The organism is Pedobacter suwonensis (assembly GCF_900111825.1).
Classification (GTDB): Bacteria; Bacteroidota; Bacteroidia; order Sphingobacteriales; family Sphingobacteriaceae; genus Pedobacter; species Pedobacter suwonensis.
Window position 1 is genome coordinate 153086 of record NZ_FOJM01000004.1, and the last position, 24501, is coordinate 177586.

At 41.0% G+C, this 24501-nt stretch carries 13 protein-coding genes; 1 reads left to right on the forward strand and 12 read right to left on the reverse strand.

Translation table 11 applies throughout. The features are described from left to right. Nucleotides 1-162: 162 nt before the first annotated feature. Nucleotides 163-1251: an RICIN domain-containing protein gene (locus BM107_RS06950; protein WP_090981649.1), complete on the reverse strand. Its 1089-nt coding sequence runs from the start codon at nt 1249-1251 to the stop codon at nt 163-165. Between the two features lie 717 nt (nt 1252-1968). Between BM107_RS06950 and BM107_RS06955 the strand changes: the two genes are divergently transcribed. Further along, complete coding sequence (locus BM107_RS06955; protein ID WP_090981651.1) at nt 1969-3891, forward strand: family 43 glycosylhydrolase; 1923 nt, start codon at nt 1969-1971, stop codon at nt 3889-3891. Nucleotides 3892-4553: 662 nt separating this feature from the next. Here the strand turns inward: BM107_RS06955 and BM107_RS06960 are convergent. The 11 genes from BM107_RS06960 to BM107_RS07010 all read right to left on the reverse strand — a co-directional run bounded on the left by BM107_RS06960 (nt 4554) and on the right by BM107_RS07010 (nt 24403). Next, complete coding sequence (locus BM107_RS06960) at nt 4554-6410, reverse strand: DUF4859 domain-containing protein (protein WP_244278751.1); 1857 nt, start codon at nt 6408-6410, stop codon at nt 4554-4556. 196 nt (nt 6411-6606) lie between these two features. Beyond that, nucleotides 6607-8367 (reverse strand): carbamoyltransferase family protein, encoded by a 1761-nt coding sequence (locus BM107_RS06965; RefSeq protein WP_090981653.1) that lies wholly within the window; start codon nt 8365-8367, stop codon nt 6607-6609. Between the two features lie 13 nt (nt 8368-8380). Continuing rightward, nucleotides 8381-8530 (reverse strand): DUF5989 family protein, encoded by a 150-nt coding sequence (locus tag BM107_RS25055; protein WP_090981655.1) that lies wholly within the window; start codon nt 8528-8530, stop codon nt 8381-8383. 13 nt (nt 8531-8543) lie between these two features. Then, nucleotides 8544-8969, reverse strand: coding sequence for an SxtJ family membrane protein (locus tag BM107_RS06975; RefSeq protein WP_090981657.1), 426 nt, complete (start codon nt 8967-8969; stop codon nt 8544-8546). After that, nucleotides 8929-10752: an SGNH/GDSL hydrolase family protein gene (locus BM107_RS06980; protein ID WP_090981658.1), complete on the reverse strand. Its 1824-nt coding sequence runs from the start codon at nt 10750-10752 to the stop codon at nt 8929-8931. Before BM107_RS06980 ends, BM107_RS06975 begins: the two co-directional genes overlap by 41 nt. A 45-nt stretch (nt 10753-10797) precedes the next feature. Beyond that, on the reverse strand, nt 10798-13128 hold the full coding sequence (locus BM107_RS06985) for a glycoside hydrolase family 31 protein (RefSeq protein ID WP_090981660.1): 2331 nt from the start codon (nt 13126-13128) through the stop codon (nt 10798-10800). 333 nt (nt 13129-13461) lie between these two features. After that, nucleotides 13462-15099 carry a RagB/SusD family nutrient uptake outer membrane protein gene (locus BM107_RS06990; protein WP_090981662.1) on the reverse strand — a complete coding sequence of 546 codons (1638 nt, stop codon included), beginning with the start codon at nt 15097-15099 and terminating at the stop codon, nt 13462-13464. 9 nt (nt 15100-15108) lie between these two features. Further along, nucleotides 15109-18342, reverse strand: a complete 3234-nt coding sequence (locus BM107_RS06995) for a SusC/RagA family TonB-linked outer membrane protein (RefSeq protein WP_244278752.1) — start codon at nt 18340-18342, stop codon at nt 15109-15111. Nucleotides 18343-18535: 193 nt separating this feature from the next. Continuing rightward, nucleotides 18536-19726: a FecR family protein gene (locus tag BM107_RS07000; protein ID WP_090981666.1), complete on the reverse strand. Its 1191-nt coding sequence runs from the start codon at nt 19724-19726 to the stop codon at nt 18536-18538. A gap of 39 nt (nt 19727-19765) precedes the next feature. Further along, nucleotides 19766-20377 carry an RNA polymerase sigma factor gene (locus tag BM107_RS07005; protein WP_090981668.1) on the reverse strand — a complete coding sequence of 204 codons (612 nt, stop codon included), beginning with the start codon at nt 20375-20377 and terminating at the stop codon, nt 19766-19768. A 942-nt stretch (nt 20378-21319) separates the two neighbouring features. Continuing rightward, complete coding sequence (locus tag BM107_RS07010; RefSeq protein WP_090981670.1) at nt 21320-24403, reverse strand: beta-L-arabinofuranosidase domain-containing protein; 3084 nt, start codon at nt 24401-24403, stop codon at nt 21320-21322. Between the last annotated feature and the right edge of the window lie 98 nt (nt 24404-24501).

Genomic DNA, 24501 nt, shown 5'->3' on the forward strand with positions numbered 1-24501 from the left:
TTTCTGAGAATCAGGAAGTGCTGGTGACGCAAAAAGCCTTTGCATCCGAAAGTTATTGATTTCGGGAAAGGCAGGATTACTTATAAAATAGCCAGGGAGCATAAATGTGTAACCTGAGTTATTCATTTAACGCTCCCTTCAAGCTATCATCTATCTAACTAACTAATAAACGCCATCTAAATCCATGGCACGTACAACTTTAACGTGTCTGAACGCCCCTGTTTCTGACCATTCCGAATCATAATTTAAACCATAAGGCCAAAAGTGACCGCCTCCGGCACTGATATTACTGGTCGGGGTTTCTAGCGCCCTGATGGTCGCAATACCATTCGCACCAGAGTATGTTCCTCCATTGGTCAGATCATACCAGCCCCCGGTTTGTCCTACACCATAGCAATGTCCCATTTCGTGCATAGCCGTGCGTACATTCTGATAGCTTGCGTTTGCACCGAAACTGATGCTGCCATTTACATTTGCCTCAGCGGTTGGCACACCTGTATTGTAGGAAACACTGAGGGTTCTCGCATCCCAATCGGCACCGGCATTGTAACGTGCACATGCATCATTCATCGCATTTGTGATTCTAGTAATCACATCAGCAGGAACGCCGTTAGTTGAGGTCCATGCCCAGCCAACCTGGCCGTTATATTTTGTTTTCACCAAAACCCATTGCTGGTTATCGCCACCATGTGAATCATATTGATTGATATCGCCTCCATCTTCCAATGAAGAGCCCCAAAGGTCAAGCGCCTTTCCACTTGCCCTGTTTACAATGCGATAGTAGTTACTTCCCAATGATACGAACTGCCATTGCTGGTTATTGGCGCCTGTATAATCGTTGATTTGAATATTGCCACCATTGGTATTATCAGCCGCGGTTAGGGCCCGGTTGCTCTCTACACCGATTATACTGTAGTATCCACCAGATAGGGAAGTGAGTTTCCATTGTTGATTAGTTCCACCTGTGCCGCCCCACTGCCATACACTGGTATTATTTCCATTTTGCCCTCCAGGTACATCGATAACCTTACTGCTGGTTTTACTCATGATATAAAAGGTTCCGTTTGCAAGTGCCTGTGGAATTTCAATAGCCTGAATAGCCTGGACTTTCTTTTTGGTTATTGCCGAGTTAAATGTTTCCGTCTCGTTGGGGTTTACTTCTGCAACCTTTTTACAACTGGAGGTAAAAATGGCAGCTAATAAAATCGCACCCATGTACTTTAAAAAAAGCATTTTGTTTTTCATCATCATGTTTAGGTTTTTATATGGTAGTTTACGCGACAACCAAAGTTTTATTTTTCCCAAAGGCGTAAAATTTTGAATTTGGAAAATCTCTGGGTTTAAGCAATAAATTCTGATTTTTTAGGAAGTGATTAGGTTCAGCCTGGCTTTAATAAATAGCAAGTTTCATTTGGAATTCCCCTTGCAGATGATGCTGATTTCCTTTGTCGTACTGCTGTTAATAGTAAACATTTTAGATTCATATAAAATTTGGTTAGGTAATACAGGTAGGTATTAGTAATTACTTCTGTGTTTCAAATATAATATACAGTCGGTTGTAAGAGGGGTTGTAAATCAATCGATTTTGGGGGGTAAATCAATCAATTTATACAGGTGTTGATGAACAATTGAAGAAAGTGGCTACATTCACATCAAGATTTAACCGGCATATAAATTAAAACATAAATTTAATTTGCTTTGAAATCATTTTCATATTGGTGTTTACCTGACAAATGGATGTGGCAAAACCGGCGATAATAAAATATTTCATCGTGTTTTTTTACATTTGAAAATAAATGTTACTTGCACGTTTATTTTTTTTTTTTGGTAAAGGTCTGTTGTATAGTTAAATATTTGTAAATGGTCCTCACCAATAATGGTTAATCAAACTATTAATCACAGGCTGAACTTTTAAATGCCTGTTAGCATCCCAAATAATTTGAACGTATGAAGTTTTATTCGAAATGTATGTTGATAATTGTCGCATTGGCAATTGTTTTTTTTAAATGTTTTTCACAGGAAGTAAAGTATCCGAATAAATTTGAAGGGTATCTTTTTGCTTATTTTGAGGGATCGGGGCCAGGGAATGTTCAGGAGCAGCTCCGGTTTGCAGTCTGTTCTGATGGAATAAACTGGTATGCACTAAACCAAAATGATCCGGTAATCAAATCGGATACCATTTCCAATTCTGGCGGCATCAGGGATCCGCATATCCTGAGGAAAGAAGATGCAAGTGGATTTTATATTACGGCAACAGATATGAACACCCATAAAAACGGCTGGGCTAAAAATACAGGAATTGTGATGTTAAAATCTTCAGATTTGGGCCACTGGAGCCATAGTGCCGTCGATCTTGCAAAGGAGTATCCTGCAACTTTTGCCAAAGTGAAGTGGGTATGGGCTCCACAAACGATTTATGATCCGATTGCTAAGAAATATCTCGTGTATTTTACCATCAGGTTTGAGGACGATGATAAGCTTGATTTTTATTGCGCCTACGCCAACCAGGACTTTACCGGTTTTGAAAAGGAGCCAACTTTAATGTTTAGCCCGAAATTTGGTGGTATTGATGGGGATATTATCTTTAAAGATGGGATATACCACTTTTTTTATAAAGGAAATACCAAGGTAGATGGAAAGGAAGTAAAAAATGGAATTCAGCAGGCCACATCCCGATCATTGCAGGGACCATGGGTGGAAGACTTTAAATACCTTGATGCTTACGCCGGAACAGGCACTCCGGTAGAGGGATCAAGTATCTTTAAACTGAACAATTCTCCGGATTATGTATTGATGTATGATTTATATACCAAAGGAAGATATGAATATCAGAAGAGTACCGATCTGTTTAACTTTAGCGATGCGCCATTGTCATTCACCAAGAATTTTTTTCCAAGACATGGAAGTGTGATCGGGATAAGCGGTCAGGAAGCCCGCTACCTAAACAGTATTTGGAAAGGTGTTCCCGGTGAGTTGCTTATTCCTAAACTTTTTGGCGACCGGTTTCAATTCGTAGCTGAGGGAAACCCGATTATCACGCATCAATACACTGCAGATCCTGCAGCGATTGTGGATCAGGGAACACTATGGTTGTTTACCGGGCATGATGCAGGCGGGAAGCAAAAAACTTTTAAAATGGAAGATTGGTCGGTTTTCTCCACAACTGATATGAAAAACTGGACGCAATACCCTGTTCCGCTTAAGCTTTCTGATTTTTCATGGGCAAAGGGTGGCGATGCTTATGCTGGGCAGGTGATTAAGCGCAATGGAAAATATTATTGGTATATCAGTACAAATGCGTTGGGCATAGGTGTTGCCGTTTCAGATCGACCTGAAGGACCGTATAAAGATGCAATCGGAAAGCCGCTGCTCACAAATAAAGACTGTTATGATTCTAAAAACTATTGGGCCTGTATTGATCCAACTGTTTTTGTGGATAAAAAAGGGCAGGGGTGGATATTCTGGGGAAACAGTGAGTGTTATTACGCCAAATTAAAAGAAAATATGATCGAAATTGATGGCGCTGTAAAAAGAATCAATTTTGAAGGTTTCAACTTTACAGAGGCGCCGTGGATACACGAGGAGAAGGGCATCTATTATCTCTCGTATGCTACCGGTTTTCCTGAAAAAATTGCTTATGCGACGAGTAAATCCCTTGAGGGGCCATGGAGATATCAGGGTATTTTAAATGAAGTAGCCGGGAATAGTGATACCAACCACCAGGCTATTGTGAAATTTAAAAACAAATGGTATTTCTTTTATCACAACGGAGCCATGCAACCTGGAGGGGGAAGCAATAACAGATCGGTTTGTATAGATGAAATTTTTTACAACAAAGATGGAACGCTTAAAAGAGTAATCATGACGAGTGAGGGTGTAGGGAAGAGATAGTCAGCAAATACGGAGATAGCAATTTCGTGTTGCTGGTGAGTGGAGTCCACATGGCTTTGCGAAATCCTGAAGGCGTAAAGAATCTTTTTTGAAACTATATTCGAATAAATGTAATCGCTACGATAACTTTAAGTAACACCTACAAACGGATGTTCAAATGATTTAAGCGTGTTAATGGTATTTACTTTTTTGGAAAGCAGTTCCAGAAGCATCTGGTCTTTTTAGTCCCGCCTTCGCTTCAAGTCCTCACTCGTGCCTCGCTCCGGGTTTTATGCTCCAGTCGGGTTTAGGTGGCCAGGATAGTGGATTCTATTTTCGTTTTATCGCAAATTGCAGAGAGATGAAGTTTTCCTGCACAGGCCTTCGTATTTAAACGGGATGGGAGCGGCATACTTTTGCTGTAAAGGCAGGGGGGCGTAGAAGGTCAGCAAAAGATATAGCGGACAGCCCGGCAGAACCCAACCGATGATGAGCTACAGCACCTTTCCAAAATAACAGGACTCACCAATCTTATTTAACGTGCGTTACGGATGCTTTTGATTGTATAGCAAAGCATGTTAAAACATGATACAAAAAGCCCCCAAAATATTGTTTAACTTTTTGGGGGCTTGCTTCTACCTGGTAGCAATATGGATAATCGAACTCAGGTTAAGTTGGAACCCCTATTTTATGGTCAGGTTAACAGTAAAGGTAGCAGTCACTTTATTGCCTGAAGCTAACGTATAGACCAAAGCCTGTTTCATGGTATACTTATCGCCTGTATTAACACGGTTAGGATACTGACCAGCGTTGAGTTTAAAATTTTGCGCATCAAACTCGCAAAATACCCGCGAATTAGCCGAACTGTAGCCAACCACATAACCATTGGCATCGAACCACTGCCCGAAACCATTGGCTGTTAGGGTAGCGTTTAAGTTATTATTAGCTTCAAGTGCATAAAATTTAATGTCGGTGCCTATTTTACTGGTAATATCTTGTTTAGGTAATTGAAAAGCAGTAGCCAGTTTAGCAATATCAATTTGAGCTGTGGCATAATCGTAAGAAGTAGTACTTCGGTTCACTTCGAGGTCGTAAGTAAAGGCCACATCTTTAGGTGCCTGATTATTGTAGCCAGGTAAACTGGTGTTCTGGAACTTTACTCTATAGGGCCATTGTTCATCATTGGTATTGTTTTCATCCCAGGCATGCGGATGGTATTGGCTTGGCGCCCCGGTTACCACAAACCAAAGGCGGCTGCAATTTACCGGAATAGTAAATGTTGCATTTCCGGAGGCACTTGTGAACATGGGGCTATAGCTTCGGGTTCCATTTGTTGATAAAGCAACGAAACCATATCTCCAGCCGGCTATGCTGGCATCTACCTGATTATATCCCGAAGCGTTTGGCAATCCTTGAAATGCCGCGGTAACAATTGTACCCGTTGCAGGCACCTCTAAGGGCATAACATTATAACCGGTTGTTTGCGGGCAAAAGCTTGGGTCAGGCTGGAAAGAACCATCGTTCATCAGGTTCATTTTATAATGATGTGCGCCAATTTTACTTGCGCCCAGCGTACGGATGTTATCAATATCCCAGGTTACAAATTTAGATGCAGCATCATATAATTCATCGTTGAGCTGGCTCACAGAAAGTCCGTATAAACGCTGATAAACCTGAATCGGATCTTCATAAGTCTGTGACGCCTGCCATATTTTGCCAATAACCGCTATGCCTCTTTTTTGTGCCCAGTACTGGTGGATCATATAATTGGCATAACGGTAATCTTCGTGGATGAGGTGTTTCTGGTAATTATCAAGGTAAGGATCAAACCAGCTGCTAAAAAGTTCATTTGGGTAAGAAACAAAAGCCTGCCATTGTGCCGTTTGTTCCCAAAAGGCATTTCCACCTGCACCATTGCCCCCGAAACCCCACCTGAAGCCATGAGTGGTACCTAAATCACAGGATACCTGGTATTGGAAACTATGGCCAATCTCATGCGCGATTGTTGAACCGACTGGCTTGCAGGTTTGTGGACTTACCCATAATGCGCCGATTGTATCGTCATATCCTGAACCAGTTGCACGCCAACCATCTTCATAATATAAAAAGATCATCATTTTATATTTGTCCAGTTTTGAAGTTCCGTTTCCAACGGTGGCAAATTTTAATGTATTTACATTTAGGTTGTAAAAAGATTCGGCCTTAGCCAGTAAATCATCAATATCCACACGGTATTTTGACTCTACATTTGTGGAGGAAGGATTGTTAGTACCATATCCTTTTCCCCAGAACAATATAAAATGATCGGATTGCTTTGAACGGGCGTAACACCATTCGCTTTCGGTAGCGTTCCAATCCATATTCTGCATGGATGTTGGTTTGTAAATCTGCAGGGCGGTAGCGGCCTGCGTACTGGTTTCATTTGCCGGAGGATCAGGCGCGACTTTAGTTTTTTTACACGAGGTAAAGTTTAACAATAAGATTAAGGAAAGTACTGCACCTATTCGCCGGTTCAGCATTAATTTTGATAAGTGGTTCATGGGTTTAGGAGTTAATTGATGTAGTCAGCAAATTAACCAGAACCCTAAAACTATCATTACAGGTTTTTACCTATAAATAACTCATTTTTAACCTGATGTCCTTATTTTATATGTTGGTATCTGTTTTTCATATTTGAGTTTCAGATACTTTTCTTTTTTAACCTAAAATTTAATCAAGCCAGGTGCGCCCAACTCCTTAAAGCCCGATCCTTTTTTTATCAATCAGTAAACCTTCAATAGCCAGAATATCTATTTCTGTATTGAGAAAGCAACATATGGCATCTTCCGGACTAGAGGCCATGGGTTCGTTCATTACATTTAAAGAGGTGTTAATTACTGCCGGACATCCCGTAAGCTTGTAAAATGCTGTAATTAACTGATGAAAATCAGGATGATATGCTTCGTTCACCATTTGAACCCGGGCCGTTCCATCAACATGTACCGCTCCCGGAATTAGAACTGCATGGTTTGCCTGATGTCTATTATGATCACCTAAATAACGTTCTGTAAACAGCATGTAACGGTTTTTTGCACCCGTACCAAAATATAAATCCGCAAACTCTTCCAGAATAGCGGGAGCGAAGGGACGGAAAGACTCTCTAAACTTAATTTTGGCATTAAGTATGGCTTTCATTTCACTTTTTCTGGGGTCTGCAAGAATACTTCGGCAGCCTAATGCTCTCGGTCCAAACTCTGTTCTGCCTTTGAAATAGGCGATTACCTTACCTTCATTTAAGTATGCTGCTATTTTACGATGATAAAGGTCACCCTCAGCCTTTTCGTAATTAAGGCCATAAACACGAAGTGTTTTAATTACCTCGTGTTGGCTATAGCATGGGCCAAGCAGCGATTGTTTCATGCCGTCTGCCTGTAAATTGATATTTCTAACACCCGATAAATGAGCATAATATATACTGAAAGCGGCACCCAATGCGCCACCGGCGTCGCCTGCTGCGGGTTGCACCCAAATGCGTTTAAACCCAGAATGCTGCCTGATGGATGAGTTAATGATACAGTTTAACGCAACTCCCCCTGCCAGGCAAAGATTTTCTATACCAAATTCTTTGTAAAGACTTTGAGTTAGCTTAATCATGATTTCTTCCGTTACTTTTTGTATTGAACTGGCCAGGTCTTTATGAAATACCAACAGTTCTTCGTCTTTCGCACGCGCCGGATGGCCGAAAAGCTTGTCGAATTTCTTATTGGTCATGCTCAGCCCGGTACAATAATCAAAATAATCCATGTTAAGGAGAAAGGAACCATCTGCTTTAACATGGATTAAATGATCATAAATGAGTGCTTTGTATATCGGCTTGCCATATGAAGCTAAACCCATTACTTTATATTCATCAGAATTGACTTTGAAACCCAAATAGTAGGTGAAGGCAGAATATAAAAGACCGATGGAGTTTGGGAAATTAATTTCCTTTTTTAAAGTCAATTGGGCCGAATTGCCTATTGAAACTGTTGTTGTGGCCCATTCGCCCACACCATCTACCGTTAATACTACAGCCTGTTCAAATGGACTGGGGTAAAAAGCAGAGGCCGCATGGGCATGGTGGTGATCGGTAAAAAGAATGGGGCGCGATTTTTCCCATGTGGGATCTATCGTATTAAGCGCTTTGGCAATGTTTTTTTTGATGAATAATTTATCTGTTAACCATATCGGCATCGCTTTTAGGAACGATTTTAATCCCCTTGGAGCAAAATGGACATAAGTTTCGAGCAAACGTTCAAATTTTAGAAAAGGCTTTTCATAAAATACAACATGATCTACCTCTGCCAGGGAAATGTTGGCAAATTTAAGGCAGAATTTTATCGCCTCTGTAGGGAACGACTCATCATTTTTAATCCTGGAGAAACGTTCCTCCTGCGCCGCTGCAATAATTTCGGCATCTTTCAGCAAACATGCTGCGCTGTCATGATAGTAAGCAGAAATCCCCAAAATATAGCTCATCCTGTGCTCCTGATTAGAATAAACTATAAATGAATGGGGCGAGGACAGAACCATGCGCGGCCACCAATACCAAACCTAGCATAAGCAGGATAATAAATAAGGGCCATAACCAATACTTTTTGCGCTGGGTTAGGAAATGGAAAAATTCGATCAGTGTATCCATTGTAAGTATAAATTTAGAACTGTTGATTAAATGAACCCGTTGACCGGCCAGATACCTCTTCCCAATAAGAAGCCAACTGCTTATTCTTTTTTGTTTTTAAACCCTGCTTTTTAAACAGGCGCAGAAAAAAGGCGATAGGGCTTAGGATGAAAATAAACACGAAGGTCAACAAAATTGTACCATTAACCATTCCCAGAAAATGACCAGTTTTGAACCATATTTTTCTTATGGATTCAAGGTAAAAGGGAGCGAAGATTGCGGTTATGATTAACCCAACTGATAGTGACAACAACAGGTACTGTAAGTAGCTTCCTTTCCAAAAAATAATAGAAAGTGAAATTACTGTAGTGCCTAAAACAAGACCAAACTTTCGGTTTTCTAATTTTTTGCTGCTCATGTTACCGGCTATTTGTCTTTCTGTATTTTGTTGCTGTCTCATCGGCTTTGATTTGATGATAGTAGCTGGAAATCAATTCGTTGATGTTGTCAGATGGTGCTTCTTTTTTAAGCTTGATGATGTTTTTTAATATTTCTTCAGTTTGCGTATCCAAATAGGTTTGCTGACCGGAATGTTTTAGTTCATCACTATATCGAAGTGCTTTCTCCGGAAGATCTGATTTAAAATAAAAGAGGAAAAGATTATTGGCATTCTCAGGGGTGGGCATAAGCTCATAAGCCTTTTTAAAGTAAAACTCAGCGGTTTGAGGATCTGCCAATTCAAAACACAGGCGACCTGCGTAGGTATAGTAACTGGTTTGGTAAGGGTTTTCAAGCAGTACCGCTTCGGTAACCTTTAGGGCTTTTTGTTTGTCGCCATTTGCCATAGCGGTTTTATACAATTCGTCCATGGCTGTTCTCCAGGTAATTCTATCTACGGCCAATGCACCTGCAAGTTGTTCATCAATCGAATTTCCACGGTTATAGGTAGAATTGATGGGTTCATTAAAAGGCCAGCCCGAGCGGAGCATCATGATCTGATATACGCCATATAGCGAATCTACCCTGGTAACAGGCATGTTCTTCAGCAATTGTGCAAAAGACATTTCATCTTGTTTTTTTGCCGGTATTAACTTCCTCTTGTTAATCTGCTGATAAAAGGATTCGCTCATGATGGCGTAACCCGATAAATTTGGGTGAACATGCTCTAAAATGGTTTTTTTACCGATTATTCCGCCTGTTTCATTTTTTTCAAATAAGGCACGGGTATCAGCCAGGTAAATGCCAGGATATTGCTTGCACAATTTTCTAACGATCTGGTTGAAAGCTTCAGGTGCCCTGAAACGGAGCTGATCGTATTCCTTCGCCAAAACAAAATTTGTTTTTGCCGCTTTAAAATCGCCGTTTGCATACAGTTTTTCGCCTATTGCATAATGGCTTCGCGCAGAAAACTTACCGGTACTGATAAATGGTTTAAGGTCTTTTTCATTACTGACCAGTGTACTGATTACGGTTGGGATGTGTTTTTTTGATAATAACCGGCACAATTCGTCCATATTGCTGCTAAACTGCATTATTCCTCGATTAAAATCGGCCGATTGATAAGCAATTTGCTGCTTGGTTACCATGCGTTTCATCAGGTTTTCCCGTTTATCAATTTCTTTTCCAAAAAGCTTTGATACGCCTTCAATGATGCGGTCTAACAACTGTACCAACTTAAGTTCGCGCAGTTTAATGACCAGTTTTATCCAGGCCCTGTTACCTTTAATCTGGCTGGTAGAGCCAATACCTAAAGCACCGTAGTATTCGTTATGCCCGGTGTATACCAATACCAGATCTGGCTCATGGTTAACAATTTGTTTGGCAAAATCTAATACGGTATAGGAATTTACAGCGGTAAGCGAAACGTTGATCACCTCAAAATTCAGGCTGGGATATTCATGCATCAGCCGGTATTGTAGCCACCTGTGGAAAGATCCATTGTGCATGTATGGGTAGCCGGCAGTGGTTGATTCGCCTATCACAAATATCCTAAAGGTATTTTTGGATTTTATGATGCTGAACCGTTCGCGGTTGCCCAGTGTTGCATTGGCACTGGTAGAAAAAAACTTATAAGAGGCGGTAGGGTTCATCATCATGTAGCCCTGCTGGTCGGAATCTTTGATAAACAAAGATGGATCGAAGCCATAATTGAATAAGCGTAACAGGATTTCAATGATGCATAAAAATACCAATGGCAGCGACAATGCCGCTGCCTTAAAGTATATTTCTTTTCCCTTGCCCATTTGTGATGTAGTTGATATTATTTTATATACCTGCTGAGCTTTTTGCTAAAGTTTAACGGAAAGTTTACGACCGCTATACATAAATGATTTGTTAATCTTTTGATTATCAATGCCTGTTCCGTTTTGCCTACTTACCATCACGATGTTGAATTTGCGTTGGCCCAGCATGCCTTTAAACTCTCCTTTTCTATCCTCAACGGTAAGTATTTTTGTAGCGTCGTTCCATTTGAAGCGGATTTCTGAAAATGCGCCCTTCTCATAGTTATAACTGTCGTTTTCATCTTCATATAAAACAAAATCGCCATTATCACCAGGATAGATGCGGATTTCCAGATCATCCCATTTTTTTTCTGTTGAATATTGTACTTTTGGCCCCCAGGGAACAATTGAGCCTGCCTTTACATAAAGCGGTACAATTTCCATAGGCGTCTCGCGTTTTATCGTCTGTCCGCCTTTAACTACTTCGCCTGTCCAGAAATCGAACCATTTACTGCCAGATGGAAGATAGATTTCTTTACTTGTCATCCCCTTATCGGTAACCGGAGCTACGAGAAAAGCCCTTCCGAACATGTATTCGGAGCTATTTTCGAAACCTGCAGGATCATTGGGAAACTGTGAGTACAATGGACGCATAAATGATCCGGCATGATGAGTTACCGACCAGGCCGTTGCATAATTATACGGAAGTAAGCGGTAGCGGAGGTTGATAAACTTCTCCTGGATATCAAATGCCTGCTCTCCTTTTTTGCCAAACTGATATATTTCTCTTGGTATATCGGTACCATGCGAACGCATCAAAGGAGTAAAGGTTGCAAACTGCATCCAACGGTTATATAACTCCTGGAAATCGGGATTTTTTGCACCGCCACCTTTCACAAAATCACCGGCGAAAAAGCCACCAATATCGCCATTCCAATAAGGCAGGCCGCTTAATGAAAAGTTCAATGCCGCGGGTATCTGTTTTTGTAGGGTAGGCCAGTTAGAACCAACATCGCCACTCCAGGTATTGGTTGCGTATCGTTGCTGGCCTGCAAATGCTGAACGGGTTAACAGCAGTACGCGTTTCTTACTGCTTGCTGCTCTTTGGTGGTCATAAACTCCTCCGGTGTGTTGAAGCGGGAAAGCGTTCTCTACACTCCGGTAACTTCCCAAATAGGTAGGCTGATCGAAATCCTGTTCCTTCACATTAATATGGTCTGGTTCTGTAGAATCGAGCCACCAGGCATCAATACCTAAAGAGAATATGCCTTTGCTTAGGTAATTCCAGTAAATATTACGCGCAGCAGGATTATAAACATCATAAGGTTTTGTATTTGCGCCCGGCGGCCATGTATCAAAGTTTAGGAGCATATTCTTTGATTTAAACTCTTGATATTGTGGGGTTTTTGGTGCAAAACCAGGCCATGAAACGATAAAAAGATGGGCATTGAGTTGATGCACACTATCTACCATGGCTTGTGGTTTTGGGAAAGTAGTGGGATCGAAACTCATGGCATTCCAGTTGTCGTCTTTTCCCCAATATTGCCAGTCTTGTACAATACCATCAAGTGGGATATTTAACGCTCTGTACTTTTTAACTACATCAACAAGTTCAAACTGGGTTTTGTAGCGTTCGCGCGATTGGCTGAAACCAAATGACCATAAAGGCATCATAGGAGATTGCCCTGTAAGTGTACGCATTTGAGCAACCACACCGTCAGCACCTCCGCCAAACATAAAATAATAATCGGCACAGTTGCCAACCTGCGAATCAAATGAAGTTTCCTGAGCATTATCTGTAAAGGTGGTTGGTGAATAGTTGTCCCAAAAAACACCATAACCTTTTACCGATTGGAAGAAAGGGATGGCAACTTTTGTGTTTTCCTGTTTAAGGAGTAATTTTTGTCCCCTTTGGTTTAACTTTCCATTCTGTTGCTGGCCAAGGCCATAGATAATTTCTTCCTTGTCTAATAAATAGGCTTGTTTAACCGCATAAGTTGGGTTCCCGGCATCATTTATTGCGGTAAATCTGGTGCTATTGTCTTTTTCTGTAAATAACTTCTTTCCATTTTGAGCATCGAATGAAACTTTTCCCGTTTTTAAGTTAACCGTTGCAGCTATTACGCTACTGCTGATGGTTACCGTTTGCCCATTGTTTTTAATATCGAACTTTAACTTCTCAGGACGTTTTATAACAGCGAGGCTTTCTTTTTTTTGCTGGCTCCCTTCAGGCTTTTTAAAAACACGAACAATATTGGGTGAGTAAAAACTAACCTCCACATTCATCGACTGGGTAACGGTACGAATACCTTGAGAGGTCTTTTGAAAAGATTGAGCTTGTGCGGAAATCTGGTAGCCAAGCAATAATGTAACTACGGCAATAAATTTTCTTTTCATCGTTTATATCATTTGAGGTTGTTTTATAAGTGTAAAATTGTCATCCTGAGAGGTAATTTTTGTATAAAATCAATGTGATTGACAGCCCTCTCCCGAGTCGTCATTTCGAGCGAAGTGCAACGCAGTCGAGAAATCTGTCTCTATAGATTTCTCCATTTCGCTACCGATAAAAAATCGGCACGCTCCAGTCGAAATGACGATTCTTCTATAGGATCTGTCAATGGGTAGCTTGTCGAAGGGCATTTTTTAAATATCTTAAAAGCGTTCGACAGGCTCCATATGACAAATTTGATTTTTAATATATAACTTAAAATACAACCTCGTTATTTAGGATTAGTATCCCGGGTTTTGTTTTATATTCGGGTTTTTAGCTAACTCCGCACGCGGAATAGGTAACAGTGTACGGTAATCTCCATTTGGCGAATGTGACAACCATGATTTTTTGGTAAATACGCCAAACCTGATCATGTCCTGCCTGCGTCGGCCCTCGGTATTAAATTCCCAGCCCAGTTCATCCAGGAACCTTCCGTATTGGATATCGGCACCACCTTCTACCGTAGAAGTTAAGTGGTTGCGAAGGCCATAGTTATACACACTACCCTGCAACAGCTGGCTACCGGTTACGGTTGCTTTTGAAGGATTGCTTGAGAAAGATCGCTGTCTAACCTGTGTGACCAGCGCAGCAGCACCCGCAGCATCTCCTGTTCTTAACAGGCATTCGGCCTTCATCATCAGAACATCTGCATACCTGAGCAAAGGGAAATCGTTGTTCATCCCCACCAGGGCACCTGGCTTAAATTCAAATTTTCCTAACCTGAAACCATGTACTTCATCCGATTGATCAACTCCCGGAAGCTCATTAATGTAGATGAGTGGCTTACCATTACTGGCACCAATGGTTCCCAATAAAACAGCACCTGAAGCAGTATATTGCTGTCCTTGTACATAATTGTCTTTTAGCCTGTTATCTTCCGGGTCAAACGTGCTTACAAACTGTGGTGTGGCACAGATACCGCCCCATGGCGAGTTTTTGAAGTTGTAAGTAGCCTGGTTTTCTGGCTGAAGTGTTTCCATGTGCAGGGTAAAGGCATTAGCACCATCTGAAGTAAACTTTTCATCAAAAGGTATCGCAAAAATGGTTTCTCTGCTGCCTTCATTTGCATCAAGAAAGATAGATTTCTGATTGGCTTCCAGTGTATATACGTTTGATGCAATGATTTCATTACACGCGGCAATACATTGAGTATAGGCTGGAGTACCAATATATACGTTGGCATTCAGGTAAACTTTGGCCAGCAGGGCAGTGGCGGCCCAGTAATTGAACTTGCCATAGGTGGCCTGGTTATTGGCTTTGCTCAGGTTCGGAAGACTTTCGGTAAGCTCTTTCACAATAAAAGCATATACCTGCGCACGCGTATTCTGTTGTGGAAGAAATCCGGATGGTACATCAAATTTATCTACAATAGGCACACCACCAAAGAAATCGCATAGGGCATAATAATATGATGCCCTTAAGGCACGTAATTCGGCTATGGTAGCGTCTTTTCCAGTGGTAATGGGGATCAGATTGGACTGAATCTGGTAAAGTACACGGTTACATGAAGTAATACCTCCATAGGCATTGTTCCAGATCTGGTAGCTGTTGTCTTCGTCAGATGTCCATCTATGTTCGTGCATGCGTCGATAGATCCCATTATCAACCCAGCCGTTAGGGCGTGCGGGTATTACGGCTTCATCACTGGAAATCTCATTGGTACGAAAAATAGAGTTGTTACTCCTTCCGAGCATTAAAGGCCTCCAATAGGTATAACCTGCGCCAACCAGCGCCGCTACATCAGAGGTATTCGGGGTAAAATTATTTTGAATAAATCTGGAGTAGTTTTCGTCCTTTAATTTCGTGCAGGATGTTAAACTTATAATCAGTACCATAAATGCCAGGGTACAAGTACCCAATATATATCTTGTTTTCATGATGTTGGATTAAAGATTAAGAGAAAAACCTAATGTAAATGTACGGGCGGTAGGATACTTGTCCCGGTTATCATTACCAGGTGCCAAACCACTCCAGTCTACTTCAGGGTCTAAGCCCTTATAGCCGGTAATGGTAAAAGTGTTTAATGAAGAAACATACACTCTTGCACCTTTAAGATATTTGGTTTTTAGCTTGTTAAAAGTGTAACCCAATACAATATTGTCAATTTTCCAGAAATCGCCGTTTTCTACATAATAACTGTTAAATTCTACGGGCATATTTTTATTAAGCACAGCTGTACCAAAAACAGGATCGTAAGCTGATACCAGTCGGTTATAGTTTTGAATACCTGTGTTTTCATAATACATTCTCTGGAAGTTCAGAATCTGGAAACCAAATGCACCCCGCATGGTAATGCTTAAATCCAAGTCTTTATACCTGAAGTTATTGTTCCATCCGCCGGTAAATTTAGGAATCCCGTTTCCGAGTACTTTTTTATCTTCAAAGGCATGATTAAACTGGCTATAGGAAACATCTTCCCCGTTTTTACCTTCATAAATCCACTGACCGTCGGCCGTTACACCTTTAACTTTAAAGCCGTAAAAATCTCCGATGTTATCGCCAACGCGAACGATATTGGTAAAAGTGGTTGCTGGCGGACCTGTTCCTCCGGTAGTGAAAAAATCGTTTGTGGCCTGATATAAATCGTTAGATAAGCTAACGAGTTTATTTCGGTTGGTCGAAAAGTTGAAGCTGGTTGTCCATTCAAAATCCTGATGTTGTATGGCCACAATATTCAATAAAGCCTCAAGACCCCTGTTTTGCATGGTGCCCACATTTGCCCTTGTACTTGGGTAGAGGTTTGGTGGGCTGGGTACCTGGTAATCAAATAGTAAGCCATTATAATTTCTATTGTAAACATCAAATGTACCGGTAACTCTTCCTTTATACAGGCTAAAATCAAGACCAATATTTGTTTCTCTTTTTTCTTCCCAGCGTAAAGCAGGATTCGGGTTTTGCGTAGGAACAAGTGTCTGGATCCAGTTGCCGTTAGAATACACATTGTCGCCATAACCCAATAAAGCAACGGCCCGGAATCCATCGCTCGGCTGGTTTCCGGTTACACCATATCCTGCACGAAGCTTTAAGTCATCAAAAATGGTTTGATCTTTCATAAATGCTTCGTTGGTGATTTTCCATCCAACAGATACGGAAGGGAAATTACCATAGGGTTTTTCAGCACCATAAAGCTGGCTGGCACCCTCTCTCCTTAAAGAGGCCATTAACAGGTAGCGTTCTTTATAGCTATAGGTTAGCCTGCTAAAAAATCCAATCAGGTTCGTTTCCGAATAGCCACTCCCAAGCAGCGCATCTAAAGCGCGGTTTGCACCACGGCCTTGCTGGATATTGTAATACCCAAAAGCATCTGTAGGGAAATCATAATTGCGTTCATAGAAATTCAGGTAAGAATTATCCTGATAACTGTATCCACCCAATAAAGTGAAACTGTGATCGCCCAATTTTTTGGAATATTGAGCCGTAAGCTCCAGCAACCTGTCTATACTTTGAGTAGAACCCAGTGAAGCATAGCCGTTCAGTTTATCTCTGATGTTGGAAATGTGGAATTTAGATTCTGAATAACCGCCATTTGAAACATATTTGGTATATGAACCTAAGGCGCTCAACTTAAGATCTGCGATGGGGTTATAAGTAATCTGAGAATTTAAGCGTTGTGTAGTGTTTTGGTTCAGACCTGTACTTTCGAAAAGGCGTGCAACAGGGTTATCGTATTCAAAGTTGTTCGGTTCTTCAAAATAATGTCCGTCACTACCAAAAAGGGGAGATGTTGGGTTGCGGATCAGGGCCTGGCGGTAAACAGCGCCATTGAAACTGTTACCATCCTGGGTTTGGGTATATTTGTTGTTCTGTACCAAAACACCCATGTTAATCTTTACCTTATTATCAAACATGGAATGGTTAATATCTGCCCTTGCCGTAAGTGTAGAATTATCAGACTTTTTAAATAGCCCGTTAAAATAACGGTAGTTTAATGTAGCCAGGTAATTGGTTTGGCTGTTACCCCCGCGAAAAGTAATGTTATGGATATTGGTAATCGGTGTTTTATTCGAAATCTCTTTTAACCAATCCGTAGTTGCACCAAGATCATATGATGGAAGGCGTGTTCCTTCTGCAATCTGTCTGCGATAATCATCAGCAGTAAGCATATTGAGTTTTCGGGCAATAGTTTGTGTACTTACGGAACCACTATATTCTACTACGTTGCTGTTCTTACCTGAAGATCGTTTAGTGGTAATAATAATTACGCCATTGGTACCGCGCACACCATAAATAGCTGCAGCAGAACCATCTTTTAACACATCTATCGATTCAATATCTTCTGGTGCTACCAGTTTAAGACTGCTTGGTACACCATCTACAATCACAAGTGGATCGGCATTGGCACCAAAAAGTGTATTATTGCCACGAAGCCTGATTTTGCTTCCCGCTGTAGGGTCGCCGCTTGGTGTATTAATTGTAAGTCCAGCTACTTTACCCTGGATTAATTGTCCTGCATCTAATACAGGCGATTTTACAAAATTTTCGGCTTTAACACTCGCTACCGAACTGGTTACATCGCCTTTACGTTGCAATCCATATCCGATTACCACTACATCTGTTAAATTATTGGCTTCTGCCTTCAACTTAACATTAATTTCAGTTCGGTTGTTAACTTCTATTTCCTGCGACGCAAAACCTATTGAACTAAAAACCAAAGTTTCATTACCGGTTGGAACTTTAAGGCTATAGGTTCCGTTTGGTGCTGTTTGCACGCCCGTACTGGTGCCTTTAATTTTAATGCTCACAGAAGGGATGGGAAGGCCGGCCTCATCAGTAACTTTTCCGGTAACAACAATTTCGGCTGCTTTATTTATGGCGGGTTCAATAATTGCCCTACGCTGAATAATGATAATGTTGTCTTCGAGCTTGTAGCTGATGGGTTGTGATTTCAGCGAAAGGTCCAATGCCTCTGCTAAGCTGATTTTATTTACTTCTATACTTACCGGATGAGTTCCGTTAAGCATTTGTCTGGTATACAAAAACTGATATCCGGTTTGGCGCTCAATTTCCTTGAAAATTTTTTCAACAGCCGCGTTCTTTTTCGAAAGCGTTACCGTTTGGCCGCTGGAGGCCAAAGAGAGCTGTAGCATTAAGGAAACTAAAAGTAGGCATGTTAATTTCATAACCATTAGCGGTTTACGCAGATAGGCCAAAAGCCTACTTACGCGTGCATAATAATTCATATATTTGAATGTTTGGGTTTATACTTGGCTTGTACTATTGTGTAGATTACTTGGTGGCGATCCGAACATCAGGTCAGAGTGTTCGTAGCACTCTGGCTTTTGTTCCATGGATGGGCCAGCCTGTTTGGTAAGGTTATGGCATAATGGTAACGCTCCTTCCTTTAATTTTAAAGTGTAACAATCCGGTCAACTCCAGCCTGTGGAGTACTTCTTCCAAATTTTTTGATTTTGGAATCGAACCGACAAATTCCTCTTGTGTTACTTCACCCTGATATTTTATATCAACATCATACCACCGTGATATTTTTCCCATCACCGTGCCGATGCGTTCGTGCTCAAATGAGAAATTGCCATTCTTCCAGCCCAAAACATGGTTGGTATCAACATTTACAATGCAGATTTTTTTGCTGGAAATGGCCTGCTGACCTGGTAAGATTATTTTTTTGCTATCGCCCGTACTTACCTGTACAGAACCCTGAAGCAGGGTGGTTTTGGGCGTTTCGCCATCGCCATATGCGCAGATATTAAAATGGGTACCCAATACTTTAACATTCGAACCCTCAAAATCAACGATAAATGGTTTATCCGGATTATGGGTGACCTCAAAATACGCTTCGCCTTTTAAGGCAATTTTTCTGGTATTGCCCGAAAAAACTACCGGATAGGTAATTTTACTCTCCGCATTCAGCCAAACTTTACTTCCATCAGAAAGATTAACGCAGTATTGTCCGCCCCGGGGTGTTACAATTGTGTTGGTATTGCCAGATGCCGGAGCGGTAGCGGTATTGATTTTCCTGTATTTTAACAGGCCATTACTCTCTTTTTCAATCGAATATCCGTTTTCTACAGCCAATTGCCCTTTGGTGAAATTATTTACTTCAACACGCTTGCCGCTGGAAAGAATAAGCAGGACTTTATCATTTCCACCATAAATTGGTGTTGCGCGCGGGATGGTCGTGTTTTTGGAAATTGTGGCTTGTTTGTTCGCGTTTAAGTTCGCATAGTACCAAAATATAGTGGAACATACCAAAACCAATACGGCCGCTGCGGCCATGATTTTAAAAGGCATATGTCTCCGGTACTGTGTTTTGGGAACGCCTAATGCATCTAACCGCATTTCGATTTTGTTTGTCAAATCTTCATGCTGTTCTCCTGTTAAACTATCGGGTTTTTGTTCGAATGATGCGCTATATTCTTTCAGGAATGCACTTAACTCAGGCTCATCTAATTGTTTTAACCAATTAAAAAAGTCCTGCTGTTCAGTCTCTGTCAATTCACCTTGAATTAATTTTTGCTGGAGTTGCTCAGCATCCTTTCGTTCCATATCTGCTAAGACGTGTGCGAAAAGAAAAAGAACCCCTCCTTAAAGAAAAAAATATAGAAATGAAATAAAGGGTGCAATCCTGTAAAAATGTTTCAGGTAATTTCTGAGAAAAGCCATGCCGGTATAGAGCTGTTTTTTAACTACCGATTTTGATATTTTTAGCTGCAGAGCAATTTCATCAAGAGAAAGGTCTTCATGGATTTTGAGTTCCACAATTTTTTTTCGTTTTTCTGGAAGCAGGTTAATGCCACTATGCAGGTGGCTCAGCGTTTGTGTATAAATTAAATGATCATCTGTGCCAATGGCATAATCTTCTTCCAGGTTTTTTGAAACTTCCTTTATCCTGATCTGTGTTTTTGATTTTCTGATATGATCGATTAAAAGGTTGCGTGCGCAGCGGTAGAGGTAAGGTTTGAAAGACCCGATAAGTGGAAGGTTTTTTCTGTTAAGCCATATCTTAACAAAGATGTCCTGCACAAGTTCATCCGCCAGATCGGTATTACCGGAAATTGAAGCGACGAATTTTCGCAAATTTTGAAGATATTTCCTATACAACAAGTTAAACGCGGGGCGATCACCATCAGCTACGCGCAACAAAAGTTCTAGTTCCTCTGAAACATCTTTCATCTGCTTTATGAATTTGGTTAGCATAAAAACCCTTCAGTTGTGAAATTAAGGGCATTTGCGTTCAAAGAAGTTTAGCTGTTAATCCGGTTCGGTTGATTTACCAGCAGCTAATTTCATCTAACGTCCGCACGAATGTAACAACACTTATTAAATAAAAAAATAAAGTGATGTTATTTTTAACGTATTTATAACGCTTATTTTTTTGAGTTTTTCTGGTGCCTAAAAAACAGGCTTCCAAAACGGTTATTAAGGCCTTTTTCCAGCCGGAAGGAATATTGTAGATTGATTGGTGTTATTAAGCTAGATGTTGGTTCTTAATACACGAAGATAGCCAGCTCTGTCCGTAGCGTTAAGCAGAGTGTCTCTTTGGTTTATAACGATAAAATTGAATTGATAAACTTAGTCGCAAACCTTTCCAGTTATTGAAGCGTCGGGCCCTTCAGAATACTAAAGAAAGACACGGATAAATCGCATTTCTGCTACCCGTGACAAAATACGAAGCTCTCTTTTTGTTCACTTCACCATATTTTGGTATATTAGAAAATCACTAGGGATGATCACCCAAATTAATCCGTCTGATTAAAAATCTCCCAAAAAATATTCCATGTCCACCTTTACGCCACGTTTACCCCACATTTATGCCACCTTCCGGCCGGGTTTGCTTCGTAACTGCTTGCACACTGCTGGCGCATTACTTAGTACTTGCATTGGTTGAGTAATGGTACTGTCAGCGATCAGATAGACCAAATATCTGACGTGCTTTCGGTCGGCAGGCTAACAACAGCTAAATAAGCGGTAGAGGGAAAGTTGTCTTAAGGTATTGTTGATTTATAACTGTGTCGGAGCAAAACGAGTCACAGACTCTTTTCAATTATTAGTCGGTGGAGTCCTCCGGACAGACAGGTAATGCTGTGAGGCATCTGATTTCTCTTTCGGATTGGGGCGTTTTGCCCCAATCCGAAAGAGTTATTTTAAGGTTACATCCAGGTAAACCGAATGGCGACCGTATGTTTCGTAAAATGGCTTGAAAGCCACATTATCGATGGTGAACTGTAGCTGCTTTGGATCACCTTTAATGCTTTTGCTGATGTCTTGTGCATCTAAGGTAATTTTACGCCAGTCTTTTCGCGCTTCAGGTTCCTGGGCAGCAAGCAATATGGGGCCGTAAAATAAGCTGGCAATATTCTGTTGGTCCATTACCGGATCGAGGTGGAATGTGAAAGGCATTTTCAATTCCACAACATCTCCATCTTTCCAATCGCGGCTTATTTTAAGATAACTGCCCGGGCTGGCCACAAGCTTTTGTGTAATGCCATTGATTTTAACAAAAAAACCTTTGTTTGCCCATCCTGGCACACGCACATGGATGTCGAATTTTCCATTTCCATGCACCGTTAGTTTGGTATGGTCTTCTTTCGGGAAATCTGTTGTCTGTTCTATTCTTATCTTTCGCGCTTTCCAATCTAATGTAGAGGGGATATAAAGGTTTACATAAAGTGCATCATCATCTTTGCTTTTAAAATAAATCGAATTCTGTAGCTTGGTACTGCTTTCTAATGCGGTACCATTGCAGCAGGTAAAGCCGCTCATGTCTCCATTGCTGAACTGTTTTGCAGAACCTGGTCTAAGTGAGATATGATAAGTATTTCCGGGATTGTCTTTTGCTACGGAAGCTAAAATATCATTATATAAAGCGCGTTCGTAGTAGTCCATTAATTCCGCTTTTTGTTCAAAAAGAAACAAATCGCCTGTAAGTTTAAGCATGTTGTAAGTGGCGCAGGTTTCATTTTGCCCACCTTCAGAAAAGCCGTTTTCATATAAACTTCCTGGCTGTGCAATAAAACATTCTGCATTGGCCGGATTTCTTGCACCAGCAACACCACCTATGCTATACATGTAGTTGTTTACAACTTTATGCCAGAAGTTATCCGCAATTTTAAAGTAATCTGACTGTTGGGATACCCGATAAAGTTCCATACTGCCAACAATCTGTGGAATATGCTGATTGGCGTGAAGGCCACGAAAAAGATCTACATTTTTAGCTAAGCCACTGCTGTGCGCGTCATCGCCATAAAATAAGCGGATATTATCGAAAAGCTGTGCCGTTTTTAGGTATTTTTCCTTTCCGGTGATTCGGTAAAGATGTGCCATTGATTCATTCATGCCGCCAAACTCACCGGCAATGTAGGTATTCCACATTCTGGTTAAGGTTTGTTGTGGTAAGCCACTTAGTCGGATTTGTACCCAATCAGCCATATTGGTGGCAATTTCAAGTGCTTTTTTATTCCCGCTAACCTCGTAAATATCAATTAGTCCGGCTAATATTTTATGTAAAGTATAATAGGGAGCCCAAATCTGATTGTTTTGACCACCATATTTAGCACCATTTTCAAGCATGATAAACTGATCTGGCGGATAAGCACTTATAAAACCTTTTCCCCAATTCCAGTAATCCCTTCTAATTCCCTTTTCGCTGATATCAGAATCATAAGCAGTTTTTCCCGGACCGTAAGGAATAGCCAAAGGATCGGCAATAAATGCACCTCCCGCTTTTTGAGGTTTTCCGGATAGTTGAGATAAGGCATAAAGTGTATTTACCATATACGCCATTTTATCGGCGAAAATTTTCTGCAATGTTTGATCACCACCTGAGCCGGCATAAGCCTGTGCAATAGCGCTTAAATAATGTCCCGTGGCATGGCCCCGCAACTTAGTATCTTCGCTGTCCCAAACGCCAAGCGGTTTCGCACCAGCAGGCTGTTTCTGACCAAAGGCATGGCGAAACATATACAGGAATGAATTAGGGTCTGTTTTAGCCAATGTACGGATAAACTTATTCCTGTTTTCAATAAATTTTGTGTCATGGCCTTCGTGGTCAGCTTTCAGGGTTACCTGGTTCAAGGCAAAAGGTAGTAGCTTAATATCTGGTGTTGCACTTTTGTCGCTGCCAGTTACGGTTACCAGTGCTTTTGGCTTAAAGTTTGTTCCTGGTACATAACCGGTAATGGTATAATTTCCCGGTTGGCTAACATCTGAATTATCTGTTGGATTGGGCCAGATTACTTTTACCATTGGGCCGGTTTTACCGGTTTGATAAGTTCCGGCAATGGCCCCGGGTAACCGGGGAAGATCACCAACACTTGTTGTCACTTCAATATGATCTACCCCAGTGAGGTATTTGGTGTATAACTGAGCGGCATCTGCAGGGAAATGTTGCAGGTCATCATCCGTTTTTGCCGATGTGTTAACTGCCGTTTCATTAGTTTGGTTTTGTCCGTGCTGATAAACCGAAACAATTTGTTTTGCATTTAAGGCGACCCTATAAATCCTGAAATCATGGATTAAAGCATTCAGCGCTTTATTTTTGGCTGACAAGGCATTGCCAAGGACCAGTGATTTCTTATCTGGTTTGTGCTCACCCAAAATTGATGTCAGGTCAAAATTGATATCTTTTTCTTCAGCAACTTTTTTACCGTTAAGGTAACTAGTCATCGATTTTGAAGCAATATCGACAACAATGGCCAGATGTGCCCATTGGTTAAGAGCAGGAGCAGCCGCCTTTGTGATATTCGATTGTTTTCCATTTTGGATAACAGCAAGAAAACCCTGGTCATTCTGTTTAAGATTAAATTGTGAGGCAAAATGCCTTTCCGAATTTTGACCGAAGTCGAAAAAGCACTGTTCCGCACGCTCACTTTTAAGCAAAACCCAAGCGGTTACGCTGATGGATTCAACATCGGTTAATGCTCCGTCAGGTATACTTACATAAGTTCCGTTAGTTCCCTGCAGAGAAAGCACTTTTCCGAAGCGACTGTCTTGTACAAATTCGGGTTCACCTCCAATGAGGTTTGCATTAAAGCGATTTCTTGACCAATCTTTTAAATCGCCTTTAAGTTCATACCTGGCACTCATGGCCGTTTCTCCAATACCATCCAGGATCTGATCGCCGTTTTGGGCCAGCGCGATGTTGCTTGCAAATATAAAAATAGCAAGACATGGAATAGTGTAACGGCTTAATTTATGAATTTTAATATTTAGCAGACTCTTCATAACAGGTAAAATTAGACAAAAAGTATGAGTGGTAAAGCCTTATAAGTTGCAGGTATTATGCATATTTTAACCTTATTAGAGGATGAATAGGTGAAATA